The sequence below is a fragment of the Paenarthrobacter sp. NyZ202 genome, assembly GCF_049860755.1.
Classification (GTDB): Bacteria; Actinomycetota; Actinomycetes; order Actinomycetales; family Micrococcaceae; genus Arthrobacter.
This window is the reverse complement of record NZ_CP187556.1, coordinates 464,429-478,740: the sequence shown is the minus strand read 5'-3', so window position 1 is coordinate 478,740 and position 14,312 is coordinate 464,429. Positions and strand designations below refer to the sequence as shown.

General features: G+C 64.8%; 15 protein-coding genes. 8 read left to right on the top strand and 7 right to left on the bottom strand.

The annotated features are described in order from the left end of the window. Positions 1-29 precede the first annotated feature (29 nt). Positions 30-794 carry an IclR family transcriptional regulator gene (locus ACPFL9_RS02385; protein WP_426007472.1) on the bottom strand — a complete coding sequence of 255 codons (765 nt, stop codon included), beginning with the start codon at positions 792-794 and terminating at the stop codon, positions 30-32. Between the two features lie 212 nt (positions 795-1,006). Between ACPFL9_RS02385 and ACPFL9_RS02380 the strand changes: the two genes are divergently transcribed. The 3 genes from ACPFL9_RS02380 to ACPFL9_RS02370 are packed head-to-tail and all read left to right on the top strand — an operon-like array spanning position 1,007 to position 3,663. Continuing rightward, entirely contained in the window at positions 1,007-1,723 is a 717-nt protein-coding gene (locus ACPFL9_RS02380) for a CoA transferase subunit A (protein WP_426005612.1), read from the top strand. 36 nt (positions 1,724-1,759) lie between these two features. After that, positions 1,760-2,452, top strand: coding sequence for a CoA transferase subunit B (locus ACPFL9_RS02375; RefSeq protein ID WP_426005611.1), 693 nt, complete (start codon positions 1,760-1,762; stop codon positions 2,450-2,452). Then, positions 2,449-3,663, top strand: a complete 1,215-nt coding sequence (locus ACPFL9_RS02370; RefSeq protein ID WP_426005610.1) for an acetyl-CoA acetyltransferase — start codon at positions 2,449-2,451, stop codon at positions 3,661-3,663. The genes ACPFL9_RS02375 and ACPFL9_RS02370 overlap by 4 nt, the downstream gene beginning before the upstream one ends. Before the next feature lie 94 nt (positions 3,664-3,757). Here ACPFL9_RS02370 and ACPFL9_RS02365 read toward each other — a convergent pair whose 3' ends face one another. Further along, entirely contained in the window at positions 3,758-4,480 is a 723-nt protein-coding gene (locus tag ACPFL9_RS02365; RefSeq protein ID WP_426005609.1) for an ankyrin repeat domain-containing protein, read from the bottom strand. 9 nt (positions 4,481-4,489) lie between these two features. Then, positions 4,490-5,065, bottom strand: a complete 576-nt coding sequence (locus tag ACPFL9_RS02360; RefSeq protein ID WP_426005607.1) for a GlcG/HbpS family heme-binding protein — start codon at positions 5,063-5,065, stop codon at positions 4,490-4,492. Positions 5,066-5,259: 194 nt separating this feature from the next. On the opposite strand from ACPFL9_RS02360, the gene ACPFL9_RS02355 reads away from it, so the two are divergent. From ACPFL9_RS02355 to ACPFL9_RS02335, 5 genes are all read left to right on the top strand, one after another. Further along, entirely contained in the window at positions 5,260-6,447 is a 1,188-nt protein-coding gene (locus ACPFL9_RS02355; protein ID WP_426005605.1) for a sensor histidine kinase, read from the top strand. After that, the gene (locus tag ACPFL9_RS02350) at positions 6,444-7,070 is read left to right on the top strand and encodes a response regulator (RefSeq protein ID WP_426005604.1); all 627 of its coding nucleotides are present in this window, start codon (positions 6,444-6,446) and stop codon (positions 7,068-7,070) included. Before ACPFL9_RS02355 ends, ACPFL9_RS02350 begins: the two co-directional genes overlap by 4 nt. 53 nt (positions 7,071-7,123) lie before the next feature. Beyond that, complete coding sequence (locus ACPFL9_RS02345) at positions 7,124-7,690, top strand: HdeD family acid-resistance protein (protein ID WP_426005603.1); 567 nt, start codon at positions 7,124-7,126, stop codon at positions 7,688-7,690. Positions 7,691-7,772: 82 nt separating this feature from the next. Next, entirely contained in the window at positions 7,773-8,579 is an 807-nt protein-coding gene (locus ACPFL9_RS02340) for an exodeoxyribonuclease III (protein WP_426005602.1), read from the top strand. A gap of 36 nt (positions 8,580-8,615) precedes the next feature. Continuing rightward, positions 8,616-9,515 carry a hypothetical protein gene (locus tag ACPFL9_RS02335; RefSeq protein ID WP_426005601.1) on the top strand — a complete coding sequence of 300 codons (900 nt, stop codon included), beginning with the start codon at positions 8,616-8,618 and terminating at the stop codon, positions 9,513-9,515. Between the two features lie 29 nt (positions 9,516-9,544). On the opposite strand, the gene ACPFL9_RS02330 is transcribed toward ACPFL9_RS02335, so the two are convergent. The 4 genes from ACPFL9_RS02330 to ACPFL9_RS02315 form a co-directional block, all read right to left on the bottom strand. Then, complete coding sequence (locus tag ACPFL9_RS02330; protein ID WP_426005599.1) at positions 9,545-10,600, bottom strand: LacI family DNA-binding transcriptional regulator; 1,056 nt, start codon at positions 10,598-10,600, stop codon at positions 9,545-9,547. Between the two features lie 123 nt (positions 10,601-10,723). After that, the gene (locus ACPFL9_RS02325; RefSeq protein WP_426005598.1) at positions 10,724-11,689 is read right to left on the bottom strand and encodes a carbohydrate ABC transporter permease; all 966 of its coding nucleotides are present in this window, start codon (positions 11,687-11,689) and stop codon (positions 10,724-10,726) included. Beyond that, positions 11,686-12,651, bottom strand: a complete 966-nt coding sequence (locus tag ACPFL9_RS02320; protein ID WP_426005596.1) for a carbohydrate ABC transporter permease — start codon at positions 12,649-12,651, stop codon at positions 11,686-11,688. The genes ACPFL9_RS02325 and ACPFL9_RS02320 overlap by 4 nt, the downstream gene beginning before the upstream one ends. A gap of 97 nt (positions 12,652-12,748) precedes the next feature. Beyond that, entirely contained in the window at positions 12,749-14,095 is a 1,347-nt protein-coding gene (locus ACPFL9_RS02315; protein ID WP_426005594.1) for an ABC transporter substrate-binding protein, read from the bottom strand. Positions 14,096-14,312: the final 217 nt, after the last annotated feature.

The window sequence follows — 14,312 nt, the reverse complement described above, 5'->3', positions numbered from 1 at the left end:
TGTGCGCGTTTTGAGCCCTCAAAACGCGCTTAACTGCGACCTAGTTGGGGTTGGGACCCTTGCAGACGCGCGGTCATCCGGTGGGCTTCCTCGAGGAGGAGTTTGCCGAGGAACTCCTGGCGCTCCGCCCGGAACCGCGGCTCGATCCCGGTCAAGGACAAGGCCCACGCCGGGTGGCCCTGCCGGTCGAAAACTGCCGAACCCATGCCCCAGCTTCCTTCCAGAACCAGCCCCGGGTTCACCGAGTAGCCGGCCAGCCTGGTCTGCTCCAGGTTTCCCCGCACCACGTCGGCGGGATGTCCCACGGCGAATTCACCGGCATGCCCTTCCCAGTCGGCGAGCAACGACTCCTGCTCCGTCTCCGGCAGGAAAGCCATGATCGCCGTCCCCGCGGACGCGACGCCCAACGGGAAGCGCACGCCTTCATGCAGGACGAACGACCTGATGGGAAACGAGCCCTCTTCCCGCAGCACGCACACGGTTTCATTGCCACGCCGGATGGAAAAGAAGGCGCTCTCCCCCGTTTCAGCCGCGAGCCTGCGCAGGGACGGCCGGGCGATGTCTTCCATGGGAAAGCGGGCCGCTGCCACGGTACCCAACAGGAAAATCTCCGGTCCAAGGACCCATTTACCGGTGGCTTCCTCGTGTTCCACCAGGCCCTCGACTGCCAGCGATGTCAAAAGGCGGTACACCGTGGGCCGGGTCAGCCCCGACTCCCGGACCAACCCCGCCAAGGACATGCCGCCGGGTTTTCGGCCGACAAGCCTCAGCAGCAGGGCAACGCGTCCCACCACTTGGGCGCCTTGGACCGGGTTGGAGGATGCGGATTTAGTGGCCGTCACAGCTGCTCCTGAATTTTCATCCACAATATGGACACCTAGCATCCTATCGTCCACAGCGTGAGTCGCGAAGCTTGGCTGCCGTTGCTCAGAAGGAGCGCCGCTCTTAGGCTCAAGATCAACGAAACGCCGGTCCACAAAGTGGATACTCAACGAGGAGTCGCCCAATGTCCAAGCTGCATCCCTCCGCAACCCAAGCGCTCCATGACCTTTTGGCAGACGGCCAGACGATCGCCGTCGGCGGTTTTGGCCTCAGCGGCATACCCGCCGACCTGATCGACGCCGTCCGCGAGTCGGGCGTCAAGGACCTCACCATCGTCTCGAACAACATGGGCATCGACGGCAAGGGCCTCGGGGTGCTGATCGAGGCGGGCCAGGTCCGGAAAGTCATCGCCTCGTACGTCGGTGAGAACAAGCTGTTCGCCGAGCAGTACCTGGCCGGCGAGCTGGAGGTCGAATTCACGCCCCAGGGCACGCTCGCTGAACGCCTCCGGGCCGGCGGCGCAGGCATCCCCGCCTTCTACACCCGCACCGGAGTGGGAACCCTGGTTGCCGAAGGCAAGCCCCATGAAGAGTTCGACGGCGTGACGTACGTCCGCGAGCGCGCCATCACGGCGGATATCGCCTTGGTGCACGCGCACACGGCCGACACTGACGGCAACCTGATCTACCGCTACACGGCAAGGAACTTCAACCCGGTGGTTGCCACGGCAGGCAACATGACCATCGCCGAGGCGGAGGTCATCGTGGAGCCCGGCCAACTGGACCCGAACCACATCGTGACCCCGGGCGTGTATGTCCAAAGGCTCGTCCAGGCAAGCAACCGGGTCAAGGACATCGAACAGCGCACGGTCCGCCAGCGCCTCGAACCCGCAGCCGTCTAACGCGGCCGTCCAAGCAGACTAAAAGGAGCACACACCATGGCATGGACACGTGACCAGATGGCCGCCATCGCGGCCGAAGAACTCAATGACGGCGACTACGTCAACCTCGGCATCGGCATCCCCACGCTGGTGGCCAACAACCTGCCCGACGGCGTGCAGGTGGTCCTGCAGAGCGAGAACGGCCTGCTCGGCATGGGCCCGTTCCCCTATGAGGGCGAGGAAGACGCCGACCTCATCAACGCGGGCAAACAGACCGTCACCATCAACACCGGCGGCAGTATTTTCGACTCCGCCACCTCGTTCGGCATGATCCGCGGCGGCCATGTGAAGGTCGCCATCCTGGGCGCCATGCAGGTCTCCGGCAGCGGGGACCTCGCCAATTGGACCATTCCGGGCAAGATGGTCAAGGGCATGGGCGGTGCCATGGACCTGGTAGCCGGCACGCCCCGGGTGGTGGTCCTGACTGAGCACAACGCCAAGGACGGATCGCCCAAGATCGTCACCGAATGCACTCTGCCCCTCACGGGCCTGAAGTGCGTGGACCGCATCATCACGGACCTCGCCGTTTTTGACATCGCGCCTGATGAAACGCACGACGGCGGCACGCGCCTGCTGCTGACCCGCCTCGCCCCGGGCGTGACGGTGGACGAGCTGCGCGACAAGACGGAGGCGCAGTTCACGGTCGCGCTGGACGCAGAAGCACACACCCTGGAAGGAGCCAACGTATGAGCCTCAAGGACCAATTCGGCAGGGACATCCTGCTCACAGGCTGGGGCCACAGCAGGTTCGGCAAGCTCACTGACGAGACCTTGGAGACCCTGATCGTCCAGGTAGCCGGTGAAGCGATCCGGAACTCAGGCCTGGACCCCAAGGACATCGACGAGATCTACCTTGGCCAGTTCAACTCCGGCATGCAGCCCCTGGGCTTCACGTCTTCCCTGGCACTGCAGCTCTCCGCGGACCTGGCCAACGTCCCGGCAACCCGCACGGAGAACGCGTGTGCTTCCGGTTCCGCGGCGTTCCAGCAGGGCGTGAAGTCTGTCCTCGCGGGCACTGCCCGGAATGTGCTGGTGATCGGTGCCGAGAAGATGACCGATGCCGGAGCCGACGTCGTGGGGGCAGCCCTCCTGGGTGCCTCTTATGAGATGGCCGGAAAGCCTTCCACCACCGGGTTCACGGGTCTTTTCGCCGAGGTCGCCAAGCACTACGGGAAGCGCTACGGCGCGGACATCGCCGGCCCGGGGTTTGAAGCGGGCCTCGGGGATGTCCTTGGCTCCATCTCGGCCAAGAACCACCGCAACGGCATGGACAACCCGTACGCCCAAATGCACCGCGACTTTGGCGAAGAGTTCTGCCGGACCATCTCCGAGAAGAACCCCATGGTGGCCGATCCCTTGCGCCGCACTGACTGTTCGCCGGTCTCGGACGGTGCTGCCGCCGTCGTACTGTCCACCCAAGCGAGCAACGGCGCAACCGCAGCCGTGCGCCTCGCCGGTTTTGGCCACGCGAACGATTTCTTCCCCGCGGAGAAGCGCGACCCCACCGAGTTCGCCGCCACGCGGGCTTCGTGGGAGCGGGCGTTCGGCATGGCTGGCGTTGAGGTAGGCGACCTGGACTTCGCAGAGGTGCACGACTGCTTCACCATCGCCGAACTCATCATGTACGAAGCCATGGGCCTGGCCCCACGCGGCGAGGGTTCCCGGGCCGTCAAGGAAGGCTGGGTGTACAAGGACGGAAAGCTGCCCGTCAACGTGTCGGGCGGCCTGAAAGCGAAGGGCCACCCGGTGGGTGCCACCGGAGTTTCGCAGCACGTCATCGCGGCGATGCAGCTCAGCGGCACCGCCGGGGACATGCAGTTGCCCAATGCCCGGCGCGGCGCGGTCCAAAACATGGGCGGCGTGGGGATCGCCAACTACGTCAGCATCCTCGAATCCCTCTAGCCCTCCCAACTGGGTCGCACTTAAGCACGTTTTGATGGGTCTAAACGCGCTTAACTGCGACCCAGTTGGGTAGGGGGGAGGTGAGACGGGGCGGTCAGCGGTTGCGGATCAGGGCCGCGATCTCCGTGAAGCCGAGCCGCTCCGCGTTCTGCAGGGCAGTTCGACCTTGGGGATCACGGATGTCTGGATCCGCGCCAGCTTCGAGCAATTGCCGCACCACGTCCTGCTGGTTCGGCCCGCCGTTGTTGAGCAGGATCGCCTCCTGCATGGCGGTCCAGCCCAGGTTGTTCACGTGGTTCACGGGCACTCCGGCGGCAATGAGTATCCGCACCGTTTCCGTGTGCCCGTGCTCGCTCGCAGGGATCAGCGCCGTTCCGCCGTACCGGTTGATACTGCGGACATCGGCCCCGGCATCCAGGGTCAACTGCAGGACCTCGTTGAACCCCTCCGCGCCGGCATACAGGAACGCGGAGTCCTGGATGTCGTCCTTCGCGTTGACGTTTCCGCCGGCGGCAATCAACTCCCGGACGCGCACGGGATCGTTGGCCTTGGCGGCGAGGATGAGCAGCCGGTCGGTTTCCATCTGGTCCTCCGGTGACAGTTTCGGCGGCACGGCAGGGGACGACGACGTCGGGCCGCCACCCGCGCTCGACGACGGGGCTGTTGGAGGTGCTTGGGCGGAGACGGGGCCGGAAGGCGGGACAGCCGCCGTCGGGCCTGCCGGCTCAGGTGCCGCGGACGGCACGCAGCCGGCCACGAGCCCGGCGAGCAGCATCGCCGAACCCGCGGCCAGGCCGCGCGCTTTCCACAAACTCATACGTCGAGGCTACTTCGCGGCTGCAGCCAGGGCATCGGCTCCGGCGGTGGCGCAGGCTTCGTCCAGGGCACCGTCGGGAGCACCGCCGACGCCGATACCCGCCACCGAGACACCGTTCACCTTCAGCGGCACGCCGCCGGCGAGGTAGAGGGTACCGGGGAGGTCGGCGATGGACGGACCAGTGCCGTTGATGCGCTTGGCAAGTTCACTGGTGGGAGCACCGAAGGCGGCAGCGGTGTAGGCCTTCTGCTTGGCGGCCTCGATGGTGTGCTCGGCGGCGTTGTCGCCGCGGAGGAGCGCCTGGACCGTACCGAAACGGTCAACCAGGGCCACTGTGACGAACGGCAGCTTGTCGGCCTGGCACTTGGCGAGCGCAGCATTGACTGCCTTGCTGGACGCACCCACGGTGATGCGGTTCTGGGCGACGACGTTCTCGGGCGCCGGCTGCACATCGGCCGGAACCTTGGCAACCGCGGCAGCGGGAGCGGACTGCGGCGCAACGGCGTTGGCAACAGCGGTGACGCCACCGGTGAGCAACAATGCTCCGGCGGCAGCGGCGGCGATCATCTTCTTCGACTTCTTCACGGGGTTCTCCTCGCAGTAGGCACGGTCAATCCGGTACAGCTCCATGCTTCCGCCCGGCACCCCGTGCCCGCATCGGCCAGCCGCAGGGACCGGCCTCAGCCTTTCCGCCACCGGTATCAGCCAAAAGGTGGAGAGACCGGTGGCTGCGCGGGATTTAGCATGGAAAGAGCGCCCTCAACCGAACGGGAACCCTCATGCCAGCCCCCACTTCCGCCGCCGGCCGCATCGACGGCCGGATCGACATCGTGGTGCACCTGGGTTTCGCGGTGCTGATGGTGGCTTCAGCCGTCCGGTATGTCATGCGCCACTCCCCCGTCGACAACCTGTGGACTGTCGCCTTGGCCGCTGCGGTGTGCGCTCTTTACGCCGCTACTGCCGTGCTGGCCCACAGGGGGAACGCCGGACGCACCGTGCCGTGGATGGTTGCCCTCCTTGCGGCCTGGGCGGCGTTGGTGGTGGCGGCTCCCAGTTTTGCCTGGTGCTCCTTTGCGATCTTCTTCCTGGCCCGCACCGCGTTCACCGGAGTAGCCGCGTACATGGCGGGCGGGGCGACGGCCGCCGCTACCGCCGTCGGGCTTTTCCGGATGAGCGGTTGGACGGACGTGGCCATGCTGCTGGGTCCGCTGGCAGCGGGAGCCCTGCTGACGCTGACGTACGACAAAATCGAACGCGATGCCGCCCTCCAGCGCAGGCTGGCGGAAGAGGTCACGCGGGCGCAGGAGCAACTCACCGCCACGGAACGGGCGGCCGGCATCGCCGCGGAACGTGAACGCGTTTCCCGCGAAATCCACGACACCGTGACCCAGGGCCTGGCCAGCAGCCTCCTTCTCCTGGAAGCCGCCCAGAGGTCGTGGCCGGAAGCGGATGCCCGGGAGGACGTGGCAAAAGCGACCGGGTTGCTGCGGCGGAACCTCGCCGACACCCGCAGCCTGGTCCATGAACTCTCCGCGCCCGGGCTGGAGAGCGGGCCGCTCGCGGAGGCCGTGGAGCACGCCGCGCGGCAGCATGTGGACAACGTCCGGTTCCAGGTAACCGGCGATCCCCTGCCTGTCCCGCCGGAACTGCGCCACGCCCTGATCCGGGTGACCCAAAGCGCCGTGGCCAACATCAAGCTCCACTCCGACGCAGGGCACGCCAGCGTCACGCTCGGTTACCTTCCGGAGGCGGTCACCCTGGACGTGTACGACGACGGCCGCGGCTTTGATCCCGCGGCGGTACCTCCGCCGTCGGAAACCGGAGGGTACGGTTTGCGGGCCATGCGCCAGCGCATGGAACAACTGGGAGGACAATTGTCGGTGGAAAGCGCGCCCGGCGAAGGCACCATCATCGCGGCGCAGTTGCCCCTTCAAGGCACCGGCTTCCAGCCAAAGGAGACTCCGTGACCACCATTTCCGTGCTCCTGGTGGACGACCATACGGTAGTCAGGAGCGGCCTCAAGGCGCTGCTGGGCACCCAGGCGGACATCGCCGTCGTCGCCGAAGCCGCATCGGGTGAGGAAGCCCTGCAGGCCGCGGCAGAACACCAACCGGCTGTTGTGCTGATGGATCTGGCGATGGGCTCCGGAATGGATGGGATCGAAGCCATCAAGCAGCTCCGTCAGCGCAATCCGCGGCAGGCCGTGATCGTGTTCACCACCTATGACTCGGACGCCGATATCGTGCGGGCCGTCGACGCCGGCGCCATGGGCTACCTGCTCAAGGACGCGGCCCCGGAGGAAATCTTCGCTGCCGTCCGCGGCGCGGTGCAGGGCAAGAGCGTCATGAGTGCGCCCGTGGCTTCGCGGCTGTTCCAGCAGTTGCGGAACCCCGACGAAATCCTCACCCCGCGCGAGGCCGAACTCCTGAGCCTCCTTACCCAGGGCCTGAGCAACCGTGACCTGGGCAAGCGGCTGTTCATTTCCGAGGCGACGGTCAAAACCCACCTTGCCCACATCTATGCCAAGCTCGGCGTAGAGACACGGGCGGCTGCCATTGCGACCGCCATCCGGCGCGAAGGAATGCGCTAAGGAAGCCCCGTATGCCTCTGTTTCCGGGAGGTCCGTTCGATTAAGCTGACCGTATGTCCGACGCTTCGGGACGCAGGATGTTCAAGCATTCGGGGACAGCATTGCTGGTCCGGGGAATCATTGCCGTGCTGTTCGGCTTCCTGGTGGCGGCGTTGCCTGTGGCCACGGTGTTCGGGCTGATCCTGGCCTTCGCCGTCTTTGCCGTCACGGACGGCCTGACCAACGTGGCGCACTATTTCTACGATCCTTCCCGCCATTCCCGGTGGACCCTGGTGGGTGGCTTCGTGTCCATCGCTGCAGGACTTGCGGCAGTGGCGTGGCCGGGGCTGACAGCCGCTGCGTTCGGGGTGCTCCTTGGTCTCTGGGCATTGGTGCTGGGGCTTTCGGAAATCATCCTGGCGTTCGCCGCACGGGAGACCATGAGCGGCTGGGGCGTGTGGGTGCTGACCGGTTTCCTGACGGCGGCGTTCGGACTCTTCCTGCTCATCAACCCCGGGCTGGGCCTGTTGAGCATGGCGGCCTTCCTCGCGGCGTTCTCCGTGGTGGCGGGGTTGCTGCTGATTGTGTGCGGGATCAGGCTCCGCAGGGGTCCTTCCTCGCAGTTCCTGTACGCGCACTGAGCCGCAGGTACCATCAGCCCGGATTCCGGGGAGACCGGCACCAAGGGATGCGCTCAGCGCCAAGTTCGGTAAGTTAGTTGCTGTGAAGATAGCTACCTGGAACGTGAACTCCCTCCGCGCACGCGCCGACCGCGTGGAAGCCTGGCTCGAGCGCAGTGACTGTGATGTCCTGGCCATCCAGGAAACCAAATGCAAGGACGACAACTTCCCGTGGGAGCTATTCGAGCGCATGGGTTACGAGGTCGCCCACTTCGGACTGAACCAGTGGAACGGCGTTGCCATCGCCTCGCGGGTGGGCCTGGAAGACGTTGAGCGCACGTTCGTGGACCAACCGGCGTTCGGCAAGGCCGGCAAGGACCCGGCCCAGGAAGCCCGGGCCATCGCCGCTACCTGTGCAGGGATCCGCATCTGGTCGTTGTACGTCCCCAACGGCCGCTCCCTGGATGACGAACACATGCCCTACAAGATCAAGTGGCTCGAAGTCCTCCGCGACCAGGCAGCCGCATGGGCCCAGGCCGACCCCAGCGCCCAGATCGCCCTCATGGGCGACTGGAACATCGCACCCTTCGACGACGACGTCTGGGACATAGAGCTGTTCCGCAACAACAACTTCACGCACGTCAGCGAACCCGAGCGCGCAGCTTTCCACGCGTTCGAAACAGCAGGCTTCACCGACGTAGTCCGCCCCTACACCCCGGGCCCCGGCGTCTACACCTACTGGGACTACACACAGCTGCGCTTCCCCAAGAAGGAAGGCATGCGGATCGACTTCTGCCTCGCCTCCGCACCTTTGGCAGCCAGGGTCACCGGCGCCTCGATCGACCGCGAGGAACGCAAGGGCAAGGGTGCCTCGGACCACGCTCCGGTGATTGTGGAGCTCGCAGACTGACCATTCACTGACTCGGACGAAAGGGGCTGGTTGGACATGAGCGGGAACCTGTACAGGGGCCAGGCCGGCCTGCCCTTTTCGTCGTCACTGCGCATCTACGAGCCCTTGGAGGCCTTCCCTCCCGAACAGCAGCGCCAACTCGTGGCGGACAGCGGCCGGATAGGTTCCCGGGCCGCCGTCGAGAATGCGGAGCTGCAGGCCTCGCTCGGACGCATCACCCGCCCGGGCGGTGACCCCTTTCCCACAGGGCGGACCGACCTGGTCCGGATGACCCGCGTCCCCGCCGGGCGGCATGCGGCACCTGATGATTCCGGCGAGGTCCCGCAGGAGCACGACGCCGGGCGGCTGCTTTACTGCCCCAGCCAGCTCGTGATCCGGGCCGGCTTGGCGGCAAACGCCCTCATGGACGGCGTGCACAGTCCGCTGGCCGATCTCCTGATTCCGGTTCCGCAGCGGGACAGGCACCAGCTCCGGATCGACCGGATCAACGCCGGCGAGGACGCCAAGCGGGTCCATACCCGGGCATCCACGTGGGGCATCCCTTTCAGTTGGTTCTCCCTGTTCGCTGAATCGGACCGTACGGACGTGGTGGAGGCTGATGGCCGGATCGTCACCGTCCGGGTATGGACGCCCCTGATGGAAGCCCTGGACAGGGCGCGCTTCGCCGTGGCCCACCTGGCCCTGGCTGCGCCCGATCTGGACATGCTGGATGACCTGACGCAGCTGACGGAATGGCTGGAGTTGTTCCATGAGCAATCGATGGTTGAGCTCGACTACGGCGCCGTGGCGGACAAGGTGTATCCGGACGAATCCCCCATGGACGTGCGCCTTGGCATCGAATGTCTGGCTGAAGGGGACATGACCGGCGCCGCGGCAGCCTACCGCAGGCTGGCTTCGCGGTGGATCCCCATCCGCCAATTGGCGCGGGCGTCGTAGTTGCCGTAGCTCCCGCCAGGAGATGAGTCCTAGTTGGCGCAGGGCGGAGCGGTGGTCTCGCGGACGATAAGCCGGTGGGGCGCCACTTGGGAATGCACGGCGCCGGTGATCCCGTCCAGCTCGTCAAGCAGCATTTTGGTGCCCAGTTCAGCTTGGTTGTCTGGGCGCTGGCCCACTGTGGTCAGTCCCAGCGAGGCCGAAAAATCGTGGTCGTCGATCCCGATCACGGAAAGGTCCTCCGGTACCCGGACACCGTGCCGTGCTGCTTCGAAGATGACGCCCATGGCCATCTCGTCGGAAGAACAGAAGATGGCCGTGGGCTTCCGGCCGGGCCTGCCCCACAGCCGGTTGAACGCTTGCTGCCCACTGGCTACCGTGAAATCCCCCCATTCGTCCCATTCGGGACGGACCTCCAGGCCGGCGTCGGCCATGACCTCCTGGAACGCGCGGATCCGCACGCGGGGAACATCGAAGTTCAGGTCGGTCTCGTCGTCGCCATGCAGCAATGCGATGTCCGTGTGCCCCAACTCCAGCAGGTGCCGCACGGCGGTGGACGCGGCGTCGTAATCATTGATCCCGATGTACGCGCAATCCTCAACGTGCCCGCCTACCACCACCAGCGGAATGTCCAGCTTGTGGAGGTGGCCCAGTTCCTCTTCGCCCAGGGCCATGCAGAGGACCAGCAGGGCGTCGATCTGCTTATAGACCATGGTGGAACTGAACAGCCGCTCGCGGTTGCTGCCGTGGCCGCCCAGGTTGAACAGGGAGAGGTTGTAGTTGCGTGAGTGAAGTTCCCGGTCTGCTCCCTCAATCGCTTTGGAGAAGAACCAGCGGCTGACGAACGGGGCGAGGACGCCCACGGTACGGGTCCGTCCGGTAGCCAGACCCGAGGCGGACGACGACGCCACGTAACCCAGCGACGCGGCCACTTCCAGGATCTTCTCGCGGGTCGCCGGGGAAACCCTTGGGAGTCCGCGGACCGCCCTCGAGACTGTCGCGGTGGAGACTCCGGCGGCCGCGGCGACGTCCTCGATGCTGACGCCGGCATGGCCACCGCGTTGGGACCTACCCGTCGCACGCGTCACAGGTCCCCCTCTCCGGCTGCTCGGTGCCTGTGTGACTATCTTTTGGCGAACAAACAGTCTATTTTGTGCAGGCCCCGGTTACGCAGCGGGGTGTACCCGCTGCGTAACCTGCCGCATTTGTTGTTATCCCTTAAGACCGCCGGACAGCAGGCCGCGTACGAAGTACCGCTGCAGGCCGAAGAAGACCAGGAGCGGGATGATGATCGAGACGAAGGCTGCTGCCGGGTTGAGGTAATCCCTGGCGCCACGGGTACCCGAAATTTCGGCCAGGCGTTGCGTAATAGGTGCAACGTCTGCCGTTCCGCCGGAGAACACCAAGGCCACCAGCAGGTCGTTCCAGACCCACAGGAACTGGAAGATGGCCAGCGACGCCAAGGCCGGAACGGACAGTGGAAGGATGATGCGCCAGAAGATGGTGCTGTGTCCGGCACCATCCACCCTTGCCGCCTCAATCACTTCACCGGGGATTTCCGAGATGAAGTTATGGAGGAGGAAGATGCCCAGCGGGAGGCCGAACATGGTGTGCGCAATCCACAGCTGGGCGTAGGATCCGGCCGGCAGTTGCAGCGTTTGCGTGAAGAACTGCAGGAGCGGGATCAGTGCCATCTGGAGCGGAATGATCTGCAGGGCAAAGACGAAAATGAACAGGGCATCGCGGCCCTTGAACTTGCCCCAGGCGAACACGTAAGCCGCCATGGCTGCCAGCACCAGCACGAAGACCGTGACGGGGATGACGATCGCTATGGAGTTGACGAAGTACTGCGAGAGGTTGGCGGACTGCGAACCCGCCGGGGTCAGCACGTCCACGTAGTTCTTGAACGTGAAGTCCCAGTCAACGAACGCATTCCACCATCCGTCAGAGCGGGGACCCACCTGCTTGGCGGCGGGACGGAACGACGTGACGAAGAGGCCGAACGTCGGCACGGACCACACAACGGCGATGATGATTGCCGCCGCTGTTGCCCACTTGGACGTCAGCTTGGTCTTGACGCGCCGCATGATGGGCTGGGCGTCCTCCGTGGGATCCGATCCAGGACGCTGCCGGGTGGCGGCCTTTGAGGCCTCTTTCGGGGCTGGCGTGGCTGTCAATGGATCTCCCTTTGCTTGCGAAGGACTCGGGCGTTGTACACGACGATCGGCAGGACCATCAGGAACAGGACCAGGGCCAAGGCGGCGCCGCGTCCAGGTTCGCCGGCACGGAAGGCCTGCGTGTACATTTCGTTGGCCACAACCGACGTCTCGTAGTTACCGGCGGTCATGGTCCGGACAATGTCGAAGACCTTCAGCGTGGCGATCGTGATGGTGGTCAGGACCACTACCAGGGCTCCACGGATGCCGGGAACCGTGACGTTCCGGAACTGCTGCCAGGCGTTGGCGCCGTCCAGGCGGGCTGCCTCAATGAGTTCCACCGGGACACCCTTGATGGCAGCGGACAGGATGACCATGGCAAAACCGGTCTGGATCCACACCATCACGATGATCAGGAAGATCGTATTCTCCGGAGCGTCCAGCAGGAACTGCTTGGGATCCATGCCCAAAGCCACCCGGAAGAAATTGATGACACCGGTTTGCTCGATGTTCGGGCCGCGGTAATCGTAGACGAGTTTCCAGATGATGCCGGCGCCCACGAAGGAGATGGCCATGGGCATGAAGACCAACGACTTCAGGACCCGCTCGCCCCTGGCCTTGTCGATGAACACGGCGTAGGCCAGGCCGAAGCCGGTGGACAGCAAAGGCACCAGTACCGTCCAAATGACGGTGTTGCGCAGCGTGACCAAGGCCTCCGGCTGCGTAAACATCCAGACGAAGTTGTCGAGACCATTGACGTTCCCGCTGGCGTCCGTGAACGCCAGCATGGACGTGCGGATGGCGGGATAGACCAGGCCGACCACCATGAGGATCGCGGCAGGAGCAAGGAATCCCGCCACCGTGACCTTGTCTTTGATTGATTTGGGGGCCCTGTCCACCAGCAACATGATGAGGCCGATCACCGCTGAGAAAATCGCCAGGGCTATCACTACTTGAAGGAGTTTTTCTCCTATGAATTCCATACCCAACCTCCGGGGCGTGAGTGAATCACTTCAGTTCCGGGAAAAGCACTGCCTCCCCGGCTGGGCAGGGCCAGCAAGGGAGGCAGTACTCGGTGAGTCAGCTCTTGGGCCAGCTGGACTCGATGCTGTTGGCCACATCCTGGGAGGACGTGCCGTTGATCCACTGCACGATGCCCTTCCAGAAGGAGTTGGATCCCACGGCGCTCGGCATGAGGTCCGAACCATCAAAGCGGAAGACGGTCTCGGGGTCCTGGAGGATCTGGACGGTCAGCTTGTCCAGGTCGGACTGGGCGTTGTTGGGGTCGAGTCCCTTGTTGGCGCTGACAACACCACCGAGCTTGACGCGGTTGTTGGCGAAGTCGGCGCTGGCCAGGTAGGCAAGGAACGACTGAACCTCAGGAGTGTCCTTGTAGGCACCCACCATTTCGCCACCACCCGTGACAGCCTTGCCCTTGCTCTCGTCGATCGGGGGCGTCATGAAGGCCCAGACGTCGCCGTCCTCGGCAACGTTGGTTCCCGCGGGCCAGTTGGCAGCCTGGAAGTTGGCCTGGTGGTGCATGGCGCACGTGCCGTCCAGGACCGGCTGGCCGGCCTGTGCGAAGCCCGTGCTCAGGATCGAGCGGACGTCACCGAAGCCACCGTTGACCATCTCCGGGTTGAGGAGGATGTCACCGGCCTTGTTGAAGGAGTCCACGATCTTGGGGTCGTTGAACGGAATCTGGTGGGTGATCCACTGGTCGTAGACCTCCGGGCCGTGGGCGCGCAGGACGACGTCCTCGATCCAGTCGGTGCCCGGCCAGCCCGTGGCTTCACCGGATTCGAATCCGGCACACCACGGCTTCATGTTGGGATCGTCCGCGGCAATCTTCTTGGAGAGCTCGATCATTTCGTCCCAGGTCTTGGGGACTTCCCAGCCCTTGTCCTTGAAGGTCTTCGGGGCGTACCAGACGAAGCCCTTGACGTTCGCCAGCATGGGCGCGGCGTAGAACGTGCCGTCCACGGTGCCGTACTTCTTCCAGTCCGGAGACCAGTTCTTGTCCACGAGGTCGGAGACCGTCTGCGGAGCCGCCTTCAAGTAGCCTGCGCGGGCCTGGGTAGCAAGAAGTCCGGGCTGCGGGAAGATCGCCACATCAGGCGCGGTGCCGGACTGGGCGCGGACGCCGATCTGGGTTTCGAATTCCTTGCTGCCCTCGTACTTGATGGTGATTCCGGTGCAGTCCTCGAACTGCTTCCAGGATTCTTCGAGGTTGGTTGCCTCGATGTCGACGATCGTGGAGTAGACGGAGACGGTCTTGCCGTCGTGCTTGCCGTAGCTTTCGTAGGCCGAGCAATCGTCCGATCCGGCCGTGTTTCCTCCGCCGCCGCTGTCGCCGCTACAGGCGGAGAGGGTAAGTGCCAGAACACCGGCCGTAGCGACCGGGAGCAGGTACTTGGATTTTTTCATGCTGAAGACTCCTCGCTGAGTACAAGAAAAGCGTGGCGCAACTGATGTGGTGGCCCTCACACTAGCGACCAAGCACTATGACATGCAAGCGCTTACACCGACCGTAACCACACTGATACCAAGTAACCTTTCCATCGCGATGGCGGGGCCACGTTAGGGGACTCCGCGCGCCCCTTGGCAAGGTCCTGGCATCCGGCCTGGCACCATCCAGAAGAAC